Origin of the sequence: Tenacibaculum todarodis (genome assembly GCF_001889045.1) — a bacterium.
Taxonomy (GTDB): domain Bacteria; phylum Bacteroidota; class Bacteroidia; order Flavobacteriales; family Flavobacteriaceae; genus Polaribacter; species Polaribacter todarodis.
The window spans coordinates 1,212,857-1,234,087 of the sequence record NZ_CP018155.1; the positions used below are offsets into that span (position 1 = coordinate 1,212,857).

General features: G+C 30.0%; 23 protein-coding genes and 1 tRNA gene. 10 read left to right on the forward strand and 14 right to left on the reverse strand.

What is annotated here, in order from left to right; all coding sequences use genetic code 11:
- The first annotated feature begins 36 nt into the window (after nucleotides 1-36).
- Genes LPB136_RS05455 through LPB136_RS05465 form a run of 3 tightly spaced genes read left to right on the forward strand, consistent with a single transcriptional unit; the run spans nucleotide 37 to nucleotide 3,607 of the window.
- Entirely contained in the window at nucleotides 37-2,004 is a 1,968-nt protein-coding gene (locus tag LPB136_RS05455; RefSeq protein ID WP_072555158.1) for a sensor histidine kinase, read from the forward strand.
- 5 nt (nucleotides 2,005-2,009) lie between these two features.
- Nucleotides 2,010-2,846, forward strand: coding sequence for a metallophosphoesterase (locus tag LPB136_RS05460; protein ID WP_072555159.1), 837 nt, complete (start codon nucleotides 2,010-2,012; stop codon nucleotides 2,844-2,846).
- A gap of 11 nt (nucleotides 2,847-2,857) precedes the next feature.
- Nucleotides 2,858-3,607, forward strand: a complete 750-nt coding sequence (locus LPB136_RS05465; protein ID WP_072555160.1) for a LytR/AlgR family response regulator transcription factor — start codon at nucleotides 2,858-2,860, stop codon at nucleotides 3,605-3,607.
- A gap of 42 nt (nucleotides 3,608-3,649) precedes the next feature.
- Here the strand turns inward: LPB136_RS05465 and LPB136_RS05470 are convergent.
- The 4 genes from LPB136_RS05470 to LPB136_RS05485 form a co-directional block, all read right to left on the reverse strand.
- Nucleotides 3,650-3,725: transfer RNA gene (locus tag LPB136_RS05470), tRNA-His, on the reverse strand.
- Nucleotides 3,726-3,880: 155 nt separating this feature from the next.
- A complete protein-coding gene (gene bshB1 / locus LPB136_RS05475) occupies nucleotides 3,881-4,597 on the reverse strand; it encodes a bacillithiol biosynthesis deacetylase BshB1 (RefSeq protein WP_072555161.1) in 717 nt (238 codons plus the stop codon).
- Nucleotides 4,598-4,659: 62 nt separating this feature from the next.
- Nucleotides 4,660-5,808 carry a trans-sulfuration enzyme family protein gene (locus LPB136_RS05480; RefSeq protein WP_072555162.1) on the reverse strand — a complete coding sequence of 383 codons (1,149 nt, stop codon included), beginning with the start codon at nucleotides 5,806-5,808 and terminating at the stop codon, nucleotides 4,660-4,662.
- Nucleotides 5,801-6,484, reverse strand: coding sequence for a hypothetical protein (locus tag LPB136_RS05485; RefSeq protein WP_072555163.1), 684 nt, complete (start codon nucleotides 6,482-6,484; stop codon nucleotides 5,801-5,803). The genes LPB136_RS05480 and LPB136_RS05485 overlap by 8 nt, the downstream gene beginning before the upstream one ends.
- Nucleotides 6,485-6,512: 28 nt before the next feature.
- Here LPB136_RS05485 and LPB136_RS05490 point away from each other — a divergent pair, with 28 nt between their 5' ends.
- The 3 genes from LPB136_RS05490 (at nucleotide 6,513) to LPB136_RS05500 (ending at nucleotide 8,315) form a co-directional block, all read left to right on the forward strand.
- The gene (locus LPB136_RS05490) at nucleotides 6,513-7,208 is read left to right on the forward strand and encodes a Rossmann-like and DUF2520 domain-containing protein (protein ID WP_072555164.1); all 696 of its coding nucleotides are present in this window, start codon (nucleotides 6,513-6,515) and stop codon (nucleotides 7,206-7,208) included.
- Nucleotides 7,198-7,725 (forward strand): KdsC family phosphatase, encoded by a 528-nt coding sequence (locus LPB136_RS05495; protein WP_072555165.1) that lies wholly within the window; start codon nucleotides 7,198-7,200, stop codon nucleotides 7,723-7,725. The genes LPB136_RS05490 and LPB136_RS05495 overlap by 11 nt, the downstream gene beginning before the upstream one ends.
- A gap of 164 nt (nucleotides 7,726-7,889) precedes the next feature.
- Nucleotides 7,890-8,315 carry a DUF2147 domain-containing protein gene (locus LPB136_RS05500; protein WP_072555166.1) on the forward strand — a complete coding sequence of 142 codons (426 nt, stop codon included), beginning with the start codon at nucleotides 7,890-7,892 and terminating at the stop codon, nucleotides 8,313-8,315.
- A 46-nt stretch (nucleotides 8,316-8,361) separates the two neighbouring features.
- On the opposite strand, the gene LPB136_RS05505 is transcribed toward LPB136_RS05500, so the two are convergent.
- Nucleotides 8,362-9,003 carry a protein-L-isoaspartate(D-aspartate) O-methyltransferase gene (locus LPB136_RS05505; protein WP_072555167.1) on the reverse strand — a complete coding sequence of 214 codons (642 nt, stop codon included), beginning with the start codon at nucleotides 9,001-9,003 and terminating at the stop codon, nucleotides 8,362-8,364.
- A gap of 211 nt (nucleotides 9,004-9,214) precedes the next feature.
- Between LPB136_RS05505 and LPB136_RS05510 the strand changes: the two genes are divergently transcribed.
- The 3 genes from LPB136_RS05510 (at nucleotide 9,215) to LPB136_RS14120 (ending at nucleotide 11,880) form a co-directional block, all read left to right on the forward strand.
- Nucleotides 9,215-10,174 (forward strand): Gfo/Idh/MocA family protein, encoded by a 960-nt coding sequence (locus tag LPB136_RS05510; protein ID WP_072555168.1) that lies wholly within the window; start codon nucleotides 9,215-9,217, stop codon nucleotides 10,172-10,174.
- Nucleotides 10,175-10,352: 178 nt separating this feature from the next.
- The gene (locus LPB136_RS05515; protein WP_072555169.1) at nucleotides 10,353-11,240 is read left to right on the forward strand and encodes a 3-hydroxyacyl-CoA dehydrogenase family protein; all 888 of its coding nucleotides are present in this window, start codon (nucleotides 10,353-10,355) and stop codon (nucleotides 11,238-11,240) included.
- A gap of 31 nt (nucleotides 11,241-11,271) precedes the next feature.
- Complete coding sequence (locus LPB136_RS14120; protein WP_083426185.1) at nucleotides 11,272-11,880, forward strand: acyloxyacyl hydrolase; 609 nt, start codon at nucleotides 11,272-11,274, stop codon at nucleotides 11,878-11,880.
- A 118-nt stretch (nucleotides 11,881-11,998) separates the two neighbouring features.
- Here LPB136_RS14120 and LPB136_RS05525 read toward each other — a convergent pair whose 3' ends face one another.
- The 4 genes from LPB136_RS05525 to LPB136_RS05540 are packed head-to-tail and all read right to left on the reverse strand — an operon-like array spanning nucleotide 11,999 to nucleotide 16,292.
- The gene (locus LPB136_RS05525) at nucleotides 11,999-13,105 is read right to left on the reverse strand and encodes an efflux RND transporter periplasmic adaptor subunit (protein ID WP_072555170.1); all 1,107 of its coding nucleotides are present in this window, start codon (nucleotides 13,103-13,105) and stop codon (nucleotides 11,999-12,001) included.
- Nucleotides 13,106-13,139: 34 nt separating this feature from the next.
- Complete coding sequence (locus LPB136_RS05530) at nucleotides 13,140-14,360, reverse strand: ABC transporter permease (RefSeq protein ID WP_072555171.1); 1,221 nt, start codon at nucleotides 14,358-14,360, stop codon at nucleotides 13,140-13,142.
- 1 nt (nucleotide 14,361) lies between these two features.
- A complete protein-coding gene (locus LPB136_RS05535; protein WP_072555172.1) occupies nucleotides 14,362-15,591 on the reverse strand; it encodes an ABC transporter permease in 1,230 nt (409 codons plus the stop codon).
- A gap of 2 nt (nucleotides 15,592-15,593) precedes the next feature.
- A complete protein-coding gene (locus tag LPB136_RS05540; protein ID WP_072555173.1) occupies nucleotides 15,594-16,292 on the reverse strand; it encodes an ABC transporter ATP-binding protein in 699 nt (232 codons plus the stop codon).
- 163 nt (nucleotides 16,293-16,455) lie between these two features.
- On the opposite strand from LPB136_RS05540, the gene LPB136_RS05545 reads away from it, so the two are divergent.
- Nucleotides 16,456-16,872 (forward strand): thiol-disulfide oxidoreductase DCC family protein, encoded by a 417-nt coding sequence (locus tag LPB136_RS05545; protein WP_072555174.1) that lies wholly within the window; start codon nucleotides 16,456-16,458, stop codon nucleotides 16,870-16,872.
- A 2-nt stretch (nucleotides 16,873-16,874) separates the two neighbouring features.
- Here the strand turns inward: LPB136_RS05545 and LPB136_RS05550 are convergent, their stop codons facing one another.
- From LPB136_RS05550 to gshB, 5 genes are all read right to left on the reverse strand, one after another.
- The gene (locus LPB136_RS05550; RefSeq protein ID WP_072555175.1) at nucleotides 16,875-18,035 is read right to left on the reverse strand and encodes a flavohemoglobin expression-modulating QEGLA motif protein; all 1,161 of its coding nucleotides are present in this window, start codon (nucleotides 18,033-18,035) and stop codon (nucleotides 16,875-16,877) included.
- 28 nt (nucleotides 18,036-18,063) lie between these two features.
- A complete protein-coding gene (locus tag LPB136_RS05555; RefSeq protein WP_072555176.1) occupies nucleotides 18,064-18,894 on the reverse strand; it encodes an N-formylglutamate amidohydrolase in 831 nt (276 codons plus the stop codon).
- A complete protein-coding gene (locus LPB136_RS05560) occupies nucleotides 18,894-19,220 on the reverse strand; it encodes a hypothetical protein (protein ID WP_072555177.1) in 327 nt (108 codons plus the stop codon). Before LPB136_RS05560 ends, LPB136_RS05555 begins: the two co-directional genes overlap by 1 nt.
- A 6-nt stretch (nucleotides 19,221-19,226) precedes the next feature.
- Nucleotides 19,227-20,057 (reverse strand): sulfurtransferase, encoded by an 831-nt coding sequence (locus LPB136_RS05565; RefSeq protein WP_072555178.1) that lies wholly within the window; start codon nucleotides 20,055-20,057, stop codon nucleotides 19,227-19,229.
- 66 nt (nucleotides 20,058-20,123) lie between these two features.
- Entirely contained in the window at nucleotides 20,124-21,158 is a 1,035-nt protein-coding gene (gene gshB, locus LPB136_RS05570) for a glutathione synthase (protein WP_072555179.1), read from the reverse strand.
- Between the last annotated feature and the right edge of the window lie 73 nt (nucleotides 21,159-21,231).

Here is a 21,231-nt window from a genome sequence, read left to right on the forward strand (position 1 = left end):
TCTTGTAGGTCTTTAATAATTTGTAAGTTTGTTAATATGAAGTTTTTTACATTTTTATTTTTACTTTTTGGGTTGATGCAAACGTCTGCTCAAAACTTTCAGCTGAAAACCTATACCGTAAAAAACGGCATACCAAATGCTAAAATTATTGCTATTACGCAAGATAATGTTGGTTCAGTTTGGTTGGCTTCAAAAAATAAAATAAGTAAATTTAATGGTGAAGAATTTAATAATTATGAGGTTAAAAACCGTTCAGTCAGCATTTTAGAAACTAAAAACGATAGTTTATTAATTGGGACTGACAACAGTTTAACTATTTATGCGCAAGATAAATTCTCTCATTTTGAAAGTAAAAAAGTACATTCAATTTTAACTGTAGAAGGATTTATTTTTGTTGGAAGTGAACAAGGTATTTACAGACTTAAAGAAGATTATTTATCACCTTTAAAAACTAATTTTCAAATTGATTTAAACCAAATAAACGATTTAAAATTTGATGGAAAGCATTATTTTATTGCAACCAACAAAGCACTTTGGAAGGTAGACAACCTTTTAAAACCAACTTCTTTAAAACGTATTGAAATTGGGAATTTTAAAACTGTTTCTATATTTGAGAATCAAGTAATTGCAAGTAATGAAATCGGTATTTTCTCTATTGAAGGCGAACAAGCTTTTTTAATTGCGCAGCAACCAAAAGAGATTACCGATATTCAGAAAATTAATAATCAGTTTTGGATTGCTACTAAAAACAACGGAATTACTGTTTTAAACTCAGATTTCACTTTTGAAAAAAACATTAATAAATACAATACGTTAGCAACTAATAATATCAATTCAATTTTTAAAGATCAACAAAATAACGTTTGGATTGCTACTGAAAATGCTGGTTTGTATAAATATGAAACCGATAGTAAAAAAACTCAAAAACCAATTATTACACTCACAAATATTGATGTAGTTTATGAACCTTTAGATTCTATAAACATCAATCAGTACAAAAAAGTTTTACAGCTTCCTTCGGATAAAAATCATGTTTCATTCTCATATAAAACCGTAAACATTAACAACCCAAAAGCTGTTGTATATCGATTTAAATTAAATGAAAAATTTAGTCCTTGGACGGCAAAAGAATCTGTTGATTTTGCAAATCTCTCCGCAGGAAATTATACGTTTACAGCACAATCTAAAATTGATTCCGTAGAAAGCAAACCGATATCATTCAGTTTTTTTATTGACAAACCGTTGTATAAAAAAGACTGGTTTTTATGGAGTTTATTAGGTGGATTAAGTTTACTATTAGGATTGATAATTCTGAATTATATAAACCGAATTAAAAAACGAAACAAAGCAAAGGTTGAGAAACTGAAATTAGAAAATCATTTGTTATCATTAGAACAAAAAGCCTTGCAATTACAAATGAATCCGCATTTTATCTTTAATGTTTTAAACGGAATTAAAGCGCTTGGAAGCACAGGAAAGACAAAAGAGTTAAGTTCAACTATTAGTAAATTTGCGACCTTATTACGTTCTGTTTTATTGAACTCAAGACAAGAAGAAATTAGTTTATCTGAAGAAATTTCAACCTTAAAAAACTATTTAGAATTGGAGCAACAAATGAGTGCAAATCCGTTTGATTTCAACATTAAAACCGATCTTTCTATTGACCAAGAAGAAATTTTAATTCCGCCAATGTTGTTGCAACCTTTTATAGAAAACAGCATTAAACACGGAATTAATTTAAAAAAAGATGGTAAAATAACCGTACTTTTTACAACCAACAATAACTTTTTACAATGCACAATTGATGACAACGGAATTGGTTTTGAGCAATCTAAAAAGCAAAGTACTGTAAAAAACCATCAATCTGTAGCGGTTAAAGTTACACAAGAACGTATTGAAAATTTATCAAAGGAAAGTACATTTTCAATCAAAGAATTAAAAGAAAAAGAGAAAATAATTGGAACTCGAGTTTGGTTTAAGATTCCTTTAAAAACAGATTATTAAAAGCCATGAAAAGAAGAAGGTTTATTAAAAACACAGTTAAAGGAGCTATTGGAGTTGGTTTAATTGGCGGTATATATTCTTGGCAAATAGAACCATTTTGGTTAGAATTTGTGAAAAAGAAAATGAAGCTAAATAATTTACCAGACCATTTAAAAGGTAAAACTTTAATTCAAATTAGCGATATCCATATTGGAAATAGATTCGATTATCAATATATAATTGATTCATTCAAGAAAACACAATTATTAAACCCAGATTTTGTTGTTTACACAGGCGATTATGTTTCTTACGAAAATGAAGAACAATTCTCACAATTAGAAGAAGTTTGTAAACACATTGTAAAAGGTAGATTTGGTACAGTTGGTATTTTAGGAAATCATGATTATGGTAAAAATTGGGCTGAGCAAAATGTTGCAGATAAAATATCTTCAATATTAGAAAAATCTGGAGTTTCAGTTTTAAGTAATGAAGAAAAAAATATAAACGGATTAAATATTATTGGTTTAGATGATTATTGGGGATTGAATTTTAATCCAAAAAAAATAATGAATAACCTAGATAATGAAAAAGCTAATGTAGTTTTATGCCATAATCCTGATGTTTGCGATTTAGATGTATGGAACAACTATAAAAGTTGGATTTTATCTGGTCATACACATGGCGGACAAGTTAAACCGCCGTTTTTGAATCCACCTCTTTTACCAGTAAAAAACAAAAAATATTCCTCTGGAAAGATTAATTTAGAAGATGGTAGAACATTATACATAAATAGAGCTTTAGGTCATTTATGGCAGGTTCGATTTAATGTTAGGCCTGAAATTACAATTTTTGAATTAGAATAATACTTTAAAAAATGCAAAAACTTACCGCAATATTAGTAGAAGATCAACCTAATGCGTTGGCAATGTTACAGCAAGATCTGGAAACACATCATGCAGAAATAGAAATTATTGGTACAGCAAAAAGTGTTGTTGAAGCTTCAAAACTATTAAGAAAACAACAGCCAGATATTTTGTTTTTAGACATTATGTTAGGAGACGGAACTGGTTTTGATGTGTTAGAAATTCATCCAGATTTAACTTCAAAAATTATCTTTGTAACTGCAAGTGATGAGTTTGCTTTAAAAGCCTTTAAATTCTCAGCAATAGATTATGTTTTAAAACCCTATGCTATTGAAGATTTAGACATTGCTATTGACAAAGCTAAAAGTCAAGTTAAACCAAATAAAGAGCAACTAAACGTTCTGCAAGACTCTATTAATCAACCAAATACAAGACCTAAAAAGATTTCTCTACATACTTCAGATAAAATTGTAGTTGTGAGTTTAGATACAATTGTTCGTTGTGAATCAGACAATAATTATACAGAATTTTTTATGCAAGATGGAAGTAAAATTTTAGTTTCTAAAACACTAAAATTTTATGCAGATATGTTAAAAGAATTCAACTTTTTACGTGTACATCAAAGTCATTTGGTAAACCTACAATATGTAAAAGAGTTTATAAAATCTGATGGAGGTTATATTGTTCTAAAAGACAAAAAAACAATTCCGGTTTCAGTAAGAAAGCGTGCTGAAGTTGTTAGTGCTTTAAACTTTATGTAAACAAACAAAGCCTTTCCATTTCTGAAAAGGCTTTGTTATTTTGGGTGGAAGACGGGATTCGAACCCGCGACCCTCGGTACCACAAACCGATACTCTAACCAACTGAGCTACAACCACCATATAATTGCGGGTGCAAATATACTTTAATTTTTAATTTACAACAAAAGAAAAAATAAATAATTTTAATAAATTCTTTATTTTAGATTCCTGTTTCCGCAGGAATGACAATTTTACGGATACCTTTCATGCAAACATGAAAGGACTTTTTTATTACTAAATTAATTTATCTAAATTTTCTACAGCAACGTAACGCTCTGTTGTAAAACCTTCTGCGTGCTCTACTCCTATTAAACGTCCTAAGTCTCTTGCTCTATAATCTACACTTTCTGTAAAGTTTTTACTTGTAATTGGTGTTTGAGGCTCTGTACTTTTAGGGTCGTAAAATTGTGAAGAATACGCCATTACAGCATCTATCTTAGTTTCCATAAAACCAGTTACATCAACTACAAAATCAGGTTCAATGTTTTTCCATTGTATATAATGATACACTTGTTTTGGTCGCCATTTTTCTTGCTGCTTACCTGCTACTTCAGTTTCAATCTTTAACAATCCACTTAAAAAACAAGCATCTGAAACTAATTTACTTCCTTTTCCATGATCTATATGTCGGTCATCAATTGCATTACACAATACAATTTCGGGTTTGTATTTACGAATCATTTTTATAATCTCTAACTGATGTTCTTTATCATTTATAAAAAAACCATCAGCAAAACCTAAGTTTTCTCTTACGGAAACTCCAAGAACTTTAGCAGCGTTTGTAGCTTCTACATCACGTATTTCTGCTGAACCACGCGTACCTAATTCTCCACGAGTTAAATCTACAATTCCTACTTTTTTTCCTAAAGAAATTTCTTTTGCTATAGTTGCTCCTGCTCCTAATTCTACATCATCTGGATGTGCGCCAAAAGCTAATATGTCTAGTTTCATTTTATTAAAGTGTATTTGTTTATTCGTGTTTTTGTTTACTGAATACAGCAACTGAACACTGCTTACTGCAAACTCTTTATTGCTTGTTCAATATCGGCAATTAAATCTTCTGGCTCTTCTATTCCAACTGAAAATCGTATTAATCCATCTTTTATTCCTCTTTCTAAACGTTCTTCTTCACTTAGCAAAGCATGTGTAGTTTGTACAGGACTTACTGTTGTACTTTCTAAACCTGCTAAACTCATAGAAGATTTAATCAGTTTTAAATTACGCTGAAAATCCATCGCATCTAGATTTTCATTCAATTCAAAAGCTAACATTGCTCCAAAACCTTTCATCTGTTTTTTTGCAATTTCATGTTGAGGATGGCTTTTTAAACCCGGATAATAAACAGCATCAATATTTGAGTTTCCTTCTAAATATTCAGCCATAATTTGAGCGTTTTTAGTTTGCTCTTTTACGCGTAAATTCAATGTTTTTAAGCTTCTTTCTAATAACCAAACGGTTTGATCGCTTAAATTTCCTCCTAAATTAATTGCCGTATTCCAAACTTGCTCAATATGTTCTTTTGAACCCGCAACTGCTCCAGCAGAAATATCTGAATGTCCGCCCATATATTTTGTTGCAGAATGAATTATAATATCAATTCCAAAATTTGTTGGAATTTGATTTATTGGCGAAGCAAACGTATTATCAATCATTGTTAAGATATTATTTTGCTTTGCAATAGTTGAAATAGCTTGCATATCCGTAATTCCTAACAACGGATTTGAAGGTGTTTCAATATATAAAATCTTTGTGTTTTCTTTAATTAAAGAGATAAAATCTTCCACTTTATCACTTGCTGTAAACGAATATTCTATTCCATATTTATCAAATTCAGAAACTATAAAATTATAGGTTCCTCCATAAATAACTTGCTGAACTACAACATGATCTCCTCGTTTTAAAAAAGCCAACATTGTTGAGGAAATGGCCGCCATTCCTGAGCTAAAAATTAACGCATCTTCCGTTTGTTCTAATGCGGCAATCTTTTTACATAACATTTCTTGGTTTGGCGTGTTGTAATATCTAGGATATCGTTTTACATCAACACCATCAAAAGCATAGGAAGTTGCCATAAAAATAGGCGAAATTGCTCCTTTAAATTGTGTGTCTTTTACTTCGCCAGTGTGAACACAGGTTGTGTTTATTCCAAGTTTTTTATTCATAATTTATAAGTGTAAATGTTGAAGAAAAATAATATTTTTTATTTTGTTCATATACTGAACAATAAAAAGTGTCTTTTGTAATTAAATTAACCACTTTAAATTTATCAATGTAATAATCTGAATCTTTATTTATATTTAAAATTTTATATTTATTGGTATCAATAGTATTTCTGTAATTTTCGGTTTCTTCCTTTTTTAATTCTAACATAAAATTTCTCCAACTTACTTTACCTTCAGAACAAATATCTCTTTGTTGTTTTTGAATATCGCCCCAAACAAATTCATAAATTGAATCTTTTAATGTTAAAGCATCCATTTCTAAATATTTATCGTACTTAGTTGACTTATTTATAGGATTAACTACTGTTGGTCTGCTTTTATAAAAATTATAAAAAGTTCTTTCTTCAGGTGCAATTGTTGGAATGTCAATTTGATAAAAAATTGTTGTGTCATTCATTTTTTTACCAATCAGAATAACATCAACTCCAAAGCTTCTTTTATAACCGTTATCATACAAATCACCACAAGAAACATCTTTGGTAACTTCAAAAGGCAAAATAGAAATTTGTTTTTTCTCACAAGAAGAAAGAATCAGAGTCACAACCAATAAACAAATAAACTTTTTCACAGATAAACTTTTAACAACAGCTAATTTACTAAAACCAATTCTAATCATTACAAGAATTTCAATATCTTCGCTTTATATGATTACAGTAACAATTATTGGTAATGGAAATGTGGCAACACATCTTACAAACGCTTTTTCTAAAACTAAAAACGTAAATGCTACACAAGTTAATTCTAGAGAATTAAAAGCTGTTCCGCAAGCGGATGTTACTTTAATCGCGGTTTCTGATGATGCTATAGCTGAAGTTTCTTCAAAAATTAAAAACTCTTTTGTAGTACATACATCTGGAAGTGTTTCCTTAAACTCTTTGCAAAACAAGACTAGAAAAGGTGTTTTTTATATGCTACAGACTTTTTCTAAAGATAAAGAAGTCAATTTTTCGGAAGTTCCGTTTTGTTTAGAAACAGAAAATGAAGGTGATAAAAAACTACTTGAATCTTTAGCAAAATCAATCGGAAAAAAAATTTATTCAATTAGTTCTGAACAAAGAAAAGTATTGCATGTTGCAGCCGTTTTTGTAAATAATTTTACAAATCATATGTATAAAACCGGAAACGATATTTGCGAAGAATACAACGTTCCATTTGAAATTTTACAACCGTTAATTAAAGAAACGGCTCAGAAAATAGAAACAATATCTCCAATAGAAGCACAAACTGGACCTGCAGTTAGAAACGATAAAAAAACAATAAAAAATCATTTAGATTTGCTGAACAAAAAACAACAGAAAATCTATAAAACAATCACAAAATCTATCCGAAATGGAAATTAGCTACAAACAATTATTACCAAATATAACTACCTTAATTTTTGATGTCGATGGCGTTTTAACAAACGGAATTGTAACTATAATGCCAGACGGAGAAATGATAAGAAACATGAATATTAAAGATGGTTATGCATTAAAATCTGCTGTAAACGCAGGATTTAATGTTTGTATTATTTCTGGTGGAACTAACGAAGGTGTAAGAACTCGTTTAGCTAATTTAGGTATTAAAGATATTTATTTAGGCGCTCACGATAAAATAAAACAATACAACGAGTTGGTTGAAAAGTATAATTTACAACCAGAAAACGTATTGTATATGGGAGACGATGTCCCAGATTTTCCTGTAATGAAATTAGTTGGAATGCCATGTTGCCCAAATGATGCTGCAAGAGAAATTCAGCAAGTTTCTAAGTATATTTCCGACAAAAAAGGTGGCGAAGGTTGTGTACGTGATGTTATTGAACAAATTATGCGCGTTCAAGGAAAATGGAACGGAAATTTTGATGCCAAATATGACTAAAAACGTGTAATCGTTGAATTGTTTATTTATGTGGTTTTTGAGTCTAAATAAACATTCTGTCACTTCGAGTGGTTTTTCTGAAGAATGAAGAAAAATTGTATCGAGAAGTCTCACTAAAAAAATGGAATGATTTTTGAAATTATTCAACAATAAAGCCTCTTATAATGAAAAAACACCTCTTAACACTTTTAGTTTTTACACTAACATTTTCTGTAAACGCACAAACCATATTTGGTAAATGGGAAAATAGGGATGAAGAAACTAATAAAGTAGATTCTGTTATTGAAGTCTATGAGAAAAACGGAAAAGCTTATGCAAAAATTATTGAGATTACAGATATAACTCACAAAAATGATATTTGTATTGAATGTAAAGGCAAACTTAAAAATGAACCTATTCTTGGAATGCACATTCTAAACGGATTAAAAAATAAAGGTGATGAATGGAGCGGAGGAAAAATTTTAGATCCAAAAAATGGAAAAGAATACAAATGTTATATTAAATTAGAAAACAAGAACAAACTAAAAATACGTGGTTATATTGGTTTTGCTGCTTTTGGTAGAACTGCATATTGGTATCGTAAAAAATAGTGCTCAGTTTTAAATTATTAATTTTTAGTTACTTAAAACTAAAAATTTAATTTTTCTTCTCCAACATTGGTACAAAAGCAAAATCTCCAAGTTCGTGTTTTTCGAATTCTTTTGGTGATTTTCTAATAAAGAGCGTCATTATTTGTGTGGTATCTCCAACAGGAATTAACAACTTACCTCCTACTTTTAATTGACTTAACAACGGTTTTGGCACAAATGGTGCACCAGCTGTTACTATGATTTTATCGAAAGGAGCTTGTTCTGGTAAACCTTTATAGCCATCTCCAAAAATTAATTTCTTTGCTCTATAGCCTAATTTTGGTAAGAACAAAGATGTTTTCTTAAACAATTCTCGTTGTCTTTCTATGGAATATAATTCTGCTCCCAACTCCAACAAAACAGCTGTCTGATAACCCGAACCTGTACCAATTTCTAAGACTTTATCGCCTGGTTTTACTTCTAAAGTTTGCGATTGAAATGCAACTGTATAAGGTTGAGAAATGGTTTGATCTGCAACTATAGGAAATGCTTTGTCTTGATAAGCATGTGCTTCGAAACTAGAATCTATAAATAGGTGTCTAGGAATCTGTTTGATAGCTTTCAAAACTTTTTTATCGGTAATTCCTTTGGCTTCTAACACAGCAGCTAACTGATTTCTAAGTCCTTGATGTTTTGCAGTATCTTTCATATTTGTGAAGTTAAAAATAGTAATTAATCTAAATAAATTACTCGATAATTGAGATTAATTAATAATAATTTTCAATCCTGTTTAACTACTAATTTCTTTTTAAGACTCCACAAGTTTCTTTATAAGAAATATGCTATAAAATTGTATCTTTGTTTTCGTTGGTTTTTTTCAGAAAAACCAATTAAAAAACAATCAATAAAATACTTTTTATATGTTAAAAGCAGGCGTTTTAGGAGCTGGTCATTTAGGTAAAATTCATCTTCGTTTATTAAATCAATCAGAAAAATATGAGTTAGTAGGTTTTTATGATCCATTTACTGAAAATGCAGAAAAAGTTGCTAAAGAATTTGGTTATAAATTGTTTTCTTCAGTAGAAGATTTAATTGACGCTGTAGATATTGTTGATATTGTAACTCCTACACTATCGCATTTTGATTGCGCAAAACAAGCCATAGAAAAAGGGAAACATATTTTTATAGAAAAACCAATTACTAATACGTTGCAAGAGGCTGAAGCTATTAGAACGTTAGCAAGCCAAAAACATATTCGTGGTCAAGTTGGTCATGTAGAGCGTTTTAATCCTGCTTTTATTGCCGCTAAAGATAAGATTGAAACTCCTATGTTTATTGAATGTCATCGATTGGCAGAATTTAATCCGCGTGGAACCGATGTTCCTGTTGTGTTGGATTTAATGATACATGATATTGATATTATTTTATCGGTAGTAAAATCTAAAGTGAAAAATGTACACGCAAGCGGAATTTCAGTTATTTCTGAAACTCCAGATATTGCAAATGCAAGAATTGAGTTCGAAAATGGTTGTGTAGCCAACTTAACGGCAAGCCGAATTTCTATGAAAAATATGCGTAAAACACGTTTTTTTCAGAAGGATGCTTACATTTCTGTTGATTTTCTTGAGAAAAAATCTGAGGTTGTAAAAATGAAAGACGCTCCTGAAAATCCTGGTGAATTTGCCATGATTTTACAAAATGCTGAAGGTGTTAAAAAACAAATCTATTTTGAAAACCCAACAGTTACACCAAACAATGCAATTTTAGATGAACTAGAATCTTTTGCTGATGCTGTAAATAATAATACTGTTCCTGTGGTTTCTTTAACTCAAGGAACGGAAGCACTTAGAGTTGCACAAATGATTATTGATTGTTTTTAGAAAAGTTAGAAGAAGGAAGTATGGAGAAGGAAGGAAGTTAGCAAGTACGTGCGTTAGGGATTGAAACAGCATCCTTTTTTGAAGAATGAAAAAAAGATATAGTGGAAAGCCCGTTAAAACGCCCATATTTCGACTACACTCAATACAAGAAAAATATTAAAAATAAAATACATATAAAATGAAAAACATAGCTGTTATTGGAGCTGGAACAATGGGAAATGGAATTGCGCACACGTTTGCTCAATTTGATTATAATGTTCAATTAATTGATATTTCGCAAGCGAGTTTAGATAGAGGAATTGCAACGATTACCAAGAATTTGGATAGAATGGTTGCGAAAGAAAAAATTTCTGAAACCGATAAAAACAGAACTTTAGGAAATATTACTACCTACACTTCTATAAAAGAAGGTGTGCAAAATGCTAATTTGGTGGTAGAAGCTGCTACTGAAAATGCAGATTTAAAAGGTAAAATTTTTAAAGAATTGGATGAAGTTTGTCCTGCTGATACAATTTTAGCTACAAATACTTCTTCAATTTCTATTACTCAAATTGCGGGTGTTACTAAAAGACCTGAGTTGGTAATTGGAATGCATTTTATGAATCCTGTACCAATTATGAAATTGGTTGAAATTATTAGAGGTTATAATACTTCTGATGAAACAATGGATTTTATTGTTGATTTGACCAAAAAAATTAATAAAATTCCGGTTGAAGTAAATGATTATCCTGGTTTTGTGGCAAACCGTATTTTAATGCCAATGATTAACGAGTCTATAGAAACACTTTACAACGGAGTTGCTGGTGTTGCAGAAATTGATACTGTTATGAAATTAGGAATGGCACATCCGATGGGACCTTTACAATTAGCTGATTTTATTGGACTTGACGTTTGTTTGTCTATCTTAAATGTAATGTATGATGGATTTAAGAATCCGAAATATGCGCCTTGTCCATTATTAGTAAACATGGTGAATGCTGGTAAATTAGGTATAAAGTCTGGTGAAGGTTTTTATGATTATTCTGAAAGTAGAAAAGCTGAGAATGTTGCAAAAATGTTCTCTTAATACTTATATATTATTATTGATTTTTGTCTGTATGATTTCTTATTCATACGGACAAGAATCTAACAAAAGTAAGTTCTCTCCATATAAAATTGGCTTGCTTTTTAATCATGCAAACGAAAAGAATTTTCTGTTTGATGATAAAGATTACTCTTATCAAACCAATACTTATAAAGCACAACTATTTTACAAATTAGGTTCTTGGAAGCAACTTAATTTTGAATTGATTGCACAACCTCAAATTCAGTTTTTACGTCATAAATTATTAAATCCATCTTTTGTACAACCAAGATATGGAGACAATTATTTGGAGTTACGTGAAATATACGTAAAAAGAAAAGCTATGAATTTATATAGTTTAGAGTTTGGGTTGGGTATAAAAAAACAACTCACTACTAAACTAGACACACAGTTTACAATTGGACTTGGGTTTTCTTATATTGATACAGAAACGGAGCGTTTAGCAAAAGGGTTTACGTTTATAGAAAACTTTTCTTTAGGTTTTAATTACCAAACCTCAACTAGAACTTTTATCTATTTAGGAAGTAACTTTGGACATGTTTCTAACCTTAATTTTGAATTACCTAACGACGGTTATAATGTTCTAGGTATTGAAGTTGGTTTTAGTTATTTGCTTCAATAAATATATATATTTATGGATTCCTGCTTTCGTAGTAATGACAGGAAACAAAAAAGAGGAAATTCAACTTAATGAATCTCCTCTTCAATCTAACAAAAAAATCAAAAACAATTTTTAATTACTAATTATTGTTAGTGTCTTCTTTATCTTTTGATGCTTTGTTCCATATTTTAATGTCGTCATCTTTAGTAACGCCTTCTAAAACCTCAACATTAACACCGTCTGAAGTTCCTAATTTTACTATTTTTTTTTCAAACTTGTCCTCTCCTGTTTTCACTTCTACATAAGGTTCTTCAGATTTCTTATCAAACCTTAATAATGCTTCTTTTATAGATAAAACACTGTCTTTTTTTTCTAATATAATTTCTGCATTTGCAGAATAACCTGCTCTAATAAAATAGTCATCATCTAAAGAAACATCTGCTTTAATTTTAAATTGAACAGCTCCTGCTTCTTCTGTACCTTTAGGTGCTATAAAAGTTAATTTTGCTGGGAATTTTTTATTTTCAATTGCTCCTAAAGACACTTCTAAATCAGAGTCTTTAATTAATTTACCTACTTCAGATTCATCTACTTTTCCTTCAAAGATCATTTTAGTCATATCTGCAATAGTTGCAATTGTTGTACCGGCATTAAATCCGTTAGTTTCTACAACTTGATATCCTTTTTTTACTGGAATTTCTACAACCATACCTGAAGCTGTTGCTCTAATGTTTGTATTTGCTCCTGAAGAACCAGCAGATCCTTTTTTAATTATTTGATAATCATTCTGTGCATTTCTTAAATCGTTTTTAAATTGATTATAAGTTAACTCAGATGCTTCAAAAGCAGTACGAGAAATTACACCTTTATCAAATAGGTTTTTATTTCTATTATACTGTGTTTTGGCATTACTTAACTGAATTTGAATTGAGTTAATTCTACCTTTAGCGCTAGTTAAAGACTGTTCATTAGGAACAACCCTAACAGTTGCCAATAAATCTCCAACTTTTACTAAAGCTCCTTCTTCTACTACTATTTTATCTATAATACCCGCTATTTGAGGTTTAATTTCTACCTCTTCTAAAGGAATTACTTTACCTGTAGCAACTGTTTTTTTAACAATTGTAGCTTTAAAGGCTTTTTCAGTTTCATACTTAACAGGTGATGCACTGTTCTTTTTTCCGAACCAAATTAACACTGCTATTAAAGCTAATGCTATTCCACCAAAAATGATAATTTTTTTCATTTGTTTTTATATTTGCTTGCTTATTCTTAATTTATTATTCGTCTCTTAATGCGTCTATTGGTTTCATTACAGTTGCAATATATGCTGGTATAAAACCTATTAATGTTCCTAATGTTACTAAAAGTAAAAAGGCTACTAGTATAACTGGTATATTTACTGTTGGGTTTACTAAAAATGTATCTGCTGCATCAATAAGCATTAAAATAACGCCTCCTGCTATAATTCCAAATGAACCTGCCAATAATGTTAAAAACACAGATTCTAATACTATTTGTTGTTTAATGTTAGCTGGGGTTGCGCCTAAGGCTCTACGGATTCCAATTTCTTTTGTTCTTTCTTTTACGGTAATTAATAAGATATTACCAATTGCAAAAACTCCTGCAATTAATGTTGCAATACCTACAAACCAGGTTAAAAATTGCATTCCAGTTAAAAAACCTGTTAATTTTCCTATTTCTTTTCCAAGATTAAATCCTCCAAACGCTCTATTATCTTCTGGATGTACTTTGTGTAAATTTTTTAATAATAATTTCACATCAAATTCTACTTGTTCAATATCAAACCCAGACTTACCGGTTACCATCATCCAAGCAAACTCATCTACTTTGTTATAGATTAACTGAAATGTACTAAATGGTATGTGTACTGAAGTATTTCCTTCAAATTGGCCTGCTTTATATACACCAACAACTAAAAAACTAATACTGTTTACTTTTAAGTAACTTCCTACAGCTTCTTCTTCTTTATCATATAATTGTTTGTAAACCTCTTCAGTAATAACACAAACTTTTTTGTTTTCGTTAATATCATTTTGGTTGATAAAACGACCATAAACCATATTCTTCTTCTGTACTTTATCTAATTTTGGATAATCTCCAAAAACTGTAAAACTTGCTGTTTTAAAACCATGTGTTACTTGTCCGCCAGTTGCGTTTCTTGGCACAACAAACTCAATACCTTTAACTTCTCTTTTAATAGCTTCTACATCATTTATATTAAGTGAAATTTGTTTTCCTTCTTGAAAGCCTTTAAAAGGCATTGAAGTTCTACCTCCACCAATAAATAAACTATTTGTTGCAAAATCTCCAAACAATGAGTTGAAACTATTTTCAATACCTCTTGCGGCACCTAACAAACACACTAATAACAAGATCCCCCAAAATGCACCAAAAATAGTAATTACTGTTCTCGTTTTATTTTTACGTATGCTTCCGTAAATCTCTTGCCAAGTATCTGAATCGAATAAAAACTTCATATTAATCTGCTCTTAATGCTACAATTGGTTTTATTTGCGCTGCCCTTTTAGCGGGTAAGTAACCTGCTATTATACCTGCAGTAATAAGTGTAACCGTTGCTGCTATTACTGTTGAAGTTGACACTCCTGGATTTAAAATAAAATACTTTTCTAGACTTGGCCCTATAAACTCTAAAATACCAACACCAATTACCAAACCTAAATAACCTGCTAGTGCAGTTATTAATACCGATTCTAACATTATCATTGTAATAATAGAACTTGGGCTTGCTCCTAATGCTTTTCTAATACCTAATTCTTTGGTTCGTTCTTTTACCACATAGACCATAATATTACTAATACCAACAATACCTGCTATTAAGGTTCCAAAACCGATTACTAAAATTAAAATATTTAATCCTAACATCATAGTTTCAACCTGGCTATTATCTTCTGCTCTATTGCTAACTCTAATAGCTCTTTGATCATTAGGAGAAACATCATGTCTTTTTTGCAAAGCTCTTTTCATTTTATGACCAAAAGCTATGGCGGCATCTACGCTTAATTTTGGGTTATAGGTCATACCGAAATTTCCTATTTCATCATTTCCTCCATAAATTCGTTGCATGGTAGTGTACGGCGTATATATAACTCGTTCTTCATTATCTCCTCCTGAGTCTGTAAAAACACCAATTACTTTGTACACAATTCCACCAATATTTAATTCTTTTCCGTAGGCACTTAATCCATTAAATAAATCTTTTTCAACCATTTTACCTATTACAACAACTTTTAATCTATTTCTTATATCTAAAACATTTAAAAATCTTCCTTCTATTACGGACGCAGATTCCAAAACATCATAGCCAATGTTTACCCCTTTAATAGTATAATTGTCTTTTTTTGTTTTGTAAACTACGTTTGCACTTCGTTGAAGTGTAGGGCTTATAAATTGAATTTCTTTTTCAAATTCTTCTTGTAAAAATTTGAAATCATCATTTTTAAACTGAATTTGTCTTCCGCTTTGTAAACCTTTATAGGGTTTTGTTGTTCTACCTGCACTTATATTTATAGAGTTTGCAGCATCACCTGCAAAACCTTCTTTAAATGTGTTTTTTAAACCATTACCAATTCCAAAAAGTAACGTGAATAATAAAATAGCAAAAGCAACTGTAAAACCAGATAAAACTGAACGTAGTTTGTTCTTACTTATACTTTGAAATATTTCTCTCCAACGGTCTATATCAAACATAATTATACAGCTTTTGCTTTTCCGATAGCAGTAATCTCATCACTCATAATTAAACCATCTTTTAAACGTACAACTCTTTTTGTTTGTTCAGCTACTTCTTCTTCATGAGTAATTACAAAAACTGTCATTCCTTCATCATTTATATCTTTAAGAAGCCCCATAACAGAATCTGTTGTAGCAGAATCTAATGCCCCAGTTGGCTCATCTGCAAGCACTACTTTAGGTTTAGTAGCCAAAGCTCTTGCAATGGCAACACGCTGTTTTTGACCTCCAGAAAGCTCATTTGGTAAATGATTAGCCCATGGTTTTAAACCTACTTTATCTAAATATTCTAATGCTATTTTTAAACGCTCTTTTCTTGCAATACCTTTATAAGAAAGTGGTAATGCTACATTTTCTAAGGCTGTTTTGTATGATATTAAATTAAATGATTGAAAAACAAACCCAAGAAACTTATTTCTTAAAATTGCCGCTTTCTTTTCATTTAAGTTTTCAATTAACTCTCCATTTAAATAATAATCTCCCTCATCATGTGAGTCTAAAAGCCCAACTATATTTAAGAGTGTAGATTTACCAGAACCTGAAGACCCCATAATTGAAACAAATTCTCCTTCTTTTATATGTAAATCAATACCTTTTAAAACGTGAAGTGAATCTTTACCTATTGGATAAGATTTGTGTAGTTTTTCTATTCGAATCATTGGTTAGTTAATTTTATACAATAGTACTATTTGTTATAAATTACGCTTATTAATTTTTTGTTAAAAGCTGTTATTTTTACTAGTACTTACCATAAGACGCTAAGAATAATTTTTTGTTACAAAATATCTTATATTTTTGTAATAATTATTTAACTTACTGATAATGATGAATATTCCAAAAGGAAAAAAATTAATTTTATTTGACGGTGTTTGCAACTTGTGTAATAATGCAGTGTTAAAAACTATTAAATTAGATAAACATAACAAATTTGTTTTTGCATCATTACAATCTAATTTTGGACAAGAAACTATCAACCATTTAAAGATTGATGTAACTAAAATTGATTCTATTATTTTGGTGGAAGAAAATTATTTATACTCCATTAAATCTTCAGCTGCTTTAAAAATAGCTGCTAATTTTGGTGGTTTATGGAAAATGACACAACTATTTTGGGTATTTCCTTCAGTAATTAGAAACTTTGTTTATGATTTTATTGCTAAAAACCGATATAATTGGTTTGGTAAAAAAGAAAGCTGTATGATTCCTACTAAAGAGTTAATGTCTAAATTTATTGAATAAACTTATTTTAAAGAATTTAAAATAAAATCTATTGTTTTGTTTTTGTTATTATTTTTTAAATAAGCATCCGTATAATGTTTTATTGGCGTTGCATATTTATTTTCAAGCAAGTAAGTAATATCATCTACAAACTCCAAAGAAACTTTACCTGTTAAGAGTAATTTTAAGTCTTTACCTTTATTATAATAATCATATACTTTTTTTAAACCTGTTAAGTATAAATAATCTTTAGTAAAACCACCTCCACGATGTGCTCTTGTGGTTATGTAAAAAGCTTGTTCTTTTTCTAAATCGTAAGTATTATGGAGTAATCTAAATGTTTTAGAAAAAGTATACCCTTTTGCTAAACTATCTACAGCTAAAACTCTATAAGCCAATTCTTTTAACCTTCTAATAGTTAAATTTCCAGACATATACTCACTAAAAACAGCTAAACCTTCTTGTGTTTCTACGTTACTTGGAAATCCATGAGAGAATATTTTTAAAGGATGTAATAAACCATTCATTGTAGTAACCATATGTACACCAATTTCATGATTGGTTAAAATACCCATTTCATTTTCTGAAAACGTATGGTTTTCATTTAAAACCAATGTTTGAATATTATTTAAGACCATAGCAATTGCTCCCATGGTTTTAGAGTATTTTATATCGAATGTAAAATTGTATTGCTTGGCGTAGTTTCTAAATAACTCTTCGGCTTCTTTTGGAGAGTATTTTGGTTGAAAAATTTCAGACTCTTCACCTTCAGCATTAAAATGAAGAATAAATTTTGCGTTTTCTACATCTTGTTCTGTTGGAGTTCCGAAGGAATGTAAACTATTATAGTAGAACTTTTTTCCTTCTCCTACAGTTTCTATACATTGTATTAAACCTGAATAAAAATAAATAATTTCTTCATACAGGTTTCGTAACCTTTCTTCTTCTATTTCTTCTAGAGGCTGCGTAAAAAACTCTCTATGTAATTTAAATTTATCAAAATCTCTTTTAGGATATACAAAACTAGGGTCCGTAAAGTAGTTAGAATCAAAAAATAGCTGCTTTTGTTCTTCTATATTAGTAGGATTTACGTAGCTTAAAAGTTCGATTTTTTTAACCAAACTATCTACATAATTATCTATTTTAAAAAGTGATGCTGTTTTTAAAGAAGTGTCATTCATCATAAATCAAGTGCAAAATTACGGTACAAAGTTACGCTTTATGCTTTTTATAAAAGTTTTCTGCGTGTTTTTTTAATTCAATTCTTAAATATTTTTCAACTGCTTGCACCACTTCTGGAAACATAGTTTGTGTTAACTCATCACAATATACTTTTGCTATCTCTGTTGCCAGAACTAAAGTATTGTTGAAATTTTGAGTAATAAACTTTAAAAAATATCCATTTCCTTGAAAAGTATCGTTAATTTTTGAAGTTGATTTTATTCCGTTTGGTAATTGCATTTTTTCTAAAACTCTTCGCCAAGATTCTGCTTCTTCTCCAAAACGATTATTATCGATATTTGATGTTCCTAAATTCCATATTGGTACTTCTCTATCCCAACGTTTCCAATTATAACTGTGCATATCATACACAACACAAACTCCAAACTTTTCTTCTAATTTCGTAATTAAAGCGTGTACAACTTTATAAAAATTTGCATGTTTTGCTAAACTTTTATCTTTTTGACTTTTAGGTAACTCATTGCGCCATAATTGTTTTCCCCAAGCATCTGTATAAATTGCCGTTTCTGGCGCGCGATTTAAATCGTATTCGAATCGAGAATCTAAACCTGCTATAATTATTGGATGCATTTTAACCATTTCTTTGGTTTCCGGGTCCTCTTCAAACCAACGTTCATAGGCTGTGTGTATACAATTATCCCACAATTCTTTTCTAAATTGATTTCCATCGTGAACAGCTCCACAAACATACGGAACATATTCTTCAATCTTTATTGTAAATGAATAATCTGAGGAAACAGCTTCAAAAAATTCTTCATTTTCAATTTTATGAATAATTTTTTCAACAGATAATCTTTCCATTACTTTAATATTTTCTTTAAAAACATAAATGCATTCTTCTCTAAAATATCTACAGAACCATCAGCAAAACAAACCTCTTTTATTTCTTTAATTAATTGTGTTTTACCTTCTTCTGAATATTTATTATCTAATAAATATTGTTTTATTTTTTCCATACTTTGATAATCGTTATCATGTACAATTTCTGTATGAATTGCATTGAACGATTTTTCATCTACTTTAGATAAAATATACTTGCTTTCTTCTTCAGTTTCGATGTAATTACTTTGTGCAACATACAATAAAACATATGCTGTAAATTCTTCTTTTGTCCAATTTAGTGTCATAATTTATTATTTTATAATTGGTAATTCCGTTCTACTGCCCCATTCTGTCCAAGAACCATCATAAACCGCGTAGTTTTTGATGGTTGCAATTTCTGCTCCTAAAGCTAAAATACAAGCTGTAATTCCGCTTCCACACGAAAAAATTAAGGAATTGTTCTTTGGATTTATTTCTTCGAAAACTTTTTTTAATTCTTCTGTTGATTTTAACCTTCCGTTAGAAAGCATTTCTCCATAAGGCAAACTTACCGAATTAGGCATATGACCTCCACGAATTTCTTTTCTTGGCTCAGGTTCAGTTCCATAAAACCTTCCTTTAGAACGCGCATCAGCAATTAAAATAGTATTGTTTTTGGTTGCTGATAAAACTTGTTCTGTAAATTTTATTTTTTCTGGTTGATAATCTGCTATAAAATTTCCTCTAGTAAATGAGTGTTCTTTTGGTTTTTCTATGTTGAAATTAGCTTTTTCCCAAGCAGGAAAACCTCCATTTAAAACCGCAATATTATTAAAACCCATTAATTTAAACATCCACCAAACTCTTGGCGCAGCGTAAACTCCTAAATCATCATAAACAACTATACAGCTGTCTTTGTTAATTCCCAATTTTTGGGCTTCTTCCTGAAACTTTTCAGCAGATAAAATAGTATTTGGATACTGCGATTCTTTATCAGAAAATGTGTTCTTTATATCAAAAAAACGAGTGTTAGAAATTACCTCTTTATTGATATTCGTTTCATTTTTAGTACCTACTTTAGGAATTGTAGCATCTAGAATAACAAGGTTTTCTGCATCAATATTTTGATGCAACCAATCTACTGAAACTATGGGTTTATCCACTTTTATCAACTTCTATTTTTTACAAATGTTGTTTTTTTTCTGTTAACTAAAAAACTGCTAACTGATTTATGCTTCGTCTACTTGTCTTTTTAAATCCGATTTTCTAATAAAAGCAGCATTTCTTTCCAAATATTTACTTTCCATAAAATCCACAACTTTTTCTTGTACTTTGGTTTTATAAACTTTATTCATGTACGTAATTCCTCCTGGACTCATAACATTAACCTCCACAAGTTTACCTCCAATTACATCTATGCCAACAAAATACAATCCGTCTTTAACTAATTTTGGTCCAATTTTTTTACACAATAATTTTTCTTGTGCAGTAAGTTTATGTTTTTCAATTGTACCTCCTGCAGACACATTAGATCGATGATCTTTATCTCCAGGAACACGTTTCATGGCTCCAATTGGCAATCCATTTAATAGTAAAATTCTTACATCTCCTTTATCTGCTCCTTCAATATATTCTTGTAAAATTACATAATCTGAATTTCCATCTCCTTTATTTATATAAAAATCTAAAAGCGAATTAATGTTTCCCATTGCAGATTTTTCAATTAAAATAACTCCAGAACCACCAAAACCATTTAGCGGTTTTAGTATCATTTTATCTGAATTAGATTCTTCAATCATTTTAACCAAATAATCTTTGTTTTTAGAGACATGTGTAACCGGAATTATCTCGTTATTAGGATCTTCAAATACAGCGGTGTATAATTTATTATTTGCAACACGCATACCTTGTACTGAGTTAATAATAAAAACATCGTCTTTAACTGAATCTAAAAAGTTTAACATTATAGGGTCTAAAGGTGGTTCTGCCCTCATAAAAATAATATCGAACCCTGCTAGTGGTAGCATTTCTTCTCTGGTTTCAGTTTTTTTATGAAACGATTTTAGACTTGCAGGAACTTTGTCTGCACGTTTTAAAATTGTACAAAAAGCATTTGTTACACTATTTCTAATAGTTAAATTAGAAGGCGAACAAATTGCAACTCCATGACCTCTTTTTACACATTCATGAATAAGTGTCATAGAAGTATCATTTTCTGGGGCTTTTATACTTTCCCAAGGATACATTAAAAAACAAACGTTCATATTGTTAGTTGTTAGTTGTTAGTTGTTAGTTGTTAGTTGTTAGTTGTTAGTTGAAATTTCTAAAATTATTATT

What these genes read in the sequence shown, in the direction of transcription:
- LPB136_RS05455 (WP_072555158.1), top strand. Translation starts at nt 37, where the DNA reads ATGAAGTTTTTTACATTTTTATTTTTACTTTTTGGGTTGATGCAAACG.
- LPB136_RS05460 (WP_072555159.1), top strand. Translation starts at nt 2,010, where the DNA reads ATGAAAAGAAGAAGGTTTATTAAAAACACAGTTAAAGGAGCTATTGGA.
- LPB136_RS05465 (WP_072555160.1), top strand. Translation starts at nt 2,858, where the DNA reads ATGCAAAAACTTACCGCAATATTAGTAGAAGATCAACCTAATGCGTTG.
- bshB1 (WP_072555161.1), bottom strand. Translation starts at nt 4,597, where the DNA reads ATGAAACTAGACATATTAGCTTTTGGCGCACATCCAGATGATGTAGAA.
- LPB136_RS05480 (WP_072555162.1), bottom strand. Translation starts at nt 5,808, where the DNA reads ATGAATAAAAAACTTGGAATAAACACAACCTGTGTTCACACTGGCGAA.
- LPB136_RS05485 (WP_072555163.1), bottom strand. Translation starts at nt 6,484, where the DNA reads ATGATTAGAATTGGTTTTAGTAAATTAGCTGTTGTTAAAAGTTTATCT.
- LPB136_RS05490 (WP_072555164.1), top strand. Translation starts at nt 6,513, where the DNA reads ATGATTACAGTAACAATTATTGGTAATGGAAATGTGGCAACACATCTT.
- LPB136_RS05495 (WP_072555165.1), top strand. Translation starts at nt 7,198, where the DNA reads ATGGAAATTAGCTACAAACAATTATTACCAAATATAACTACCTTAATT.
- LPB136_RS05500 (WP_072555166.1), top strand. Translation starts at nt 7,890, where the DNA reads ATGAAAAAACACCTCTTAACACTTTTAGTTTTTACACTAACATTTTCT.
- LPB136_RS05505 (WP_072555167.1), bottom strand. Translation starts at nt 9,003, where the DNA reads ATGAAAGATACTGCAAAACATCAAGGACTTAGAAATCAGTTAGCTGCT.
- LPB136_RS05510 (WP_072555168.1), top strand. Translation starts at nt 9,215, where the DNA reads ATGTTAAAAGCAGGCGTTTTAGGAGCTGGTCATTTAGGTAAAATTCAT.
- LPB136_RS05515 (WP_072555169.1), top strand. Translation starts at nt 10,353, where the DNA reads ATGAAAAACATAGCTGTTATTGGAGCTGGAACAATGGGAAATGGAATT.
- LPB136_RS14120 (WP_083426185.1), top strand. Translation starts at nt 11,272, where the DNA reads ATGATTTCTTATTCATACGGACAAGAATCTAACAAAAGTAAGTTCTCT.
- LPB136_RS05525 (WP_072555170.1), bottom strand. Translation starts at nt 13,105, where the DNA reads ATGAAAAAAATTATCATTTTTGGTGGAATAGCATTAGCTTTAATAGCA.
- LPB136_RS05530 (WP_072555171.1), bottom strand. Translation starts at nt 14,360, where the DNA reads ATGAAGTTTTTATTCGATTCAGATACTTGGCAAGAGATTTACGGAAGC.
- LPB136_RS05535 (WP_072555172.1), bottom strand. Translation starts at nt 15,591, where the DNA reads ATGTTTGATATAGACCGTTGGAGAGAAATATTTCAAAGTATAAGTAAG.
- LPB136_RS05540 (WP_072555173.1), bottom strand. Translation starts at nt 16,292, where the DNA reads ATGATTCGAATAGAAAAACTACACAAATCTTATCCAATAGGTAAAGAT.
- LPB136_RS05545 (WP_072555174.1), top strand. Translation starts at nt 16,456, where the DNA reads ATGATGAATATTCCAAAAGGAAAAAAATTAATTTTATTTGACGGTGTT.
- LPB136_RS05550 (WP_072555175.1), bottom strand. Translation starts at nt 18,035, where the DNA reads ATGATGAATGACACTTCTTTAAAAACAGCATCACTTTTTAAAATAGAT.
- LPB136_RS05555 (WP_072555176.1), bottom strand. Translation starts at nt 18,894, where the DNA reads ATGGAAAGATTATCTGTTGAAAAAATTATTCATAAAATTGAAAATGAA.
- LPB136_RS05560 (WP_072555177.1), bottom strand. Translation starts at nt 19,220, where the DNA reads ATGACACTAAATTGGACAAAAGAAGAATTTACAGCATATGTTTTATTG.
- gshB (WP_072555179.1), bottom strand. Translation starts at nt 21,158, where the DNA reads ATGAACGTTTGTTTTTTAATGTATCCTTGGGAAAGTATAAAAGCCCCA.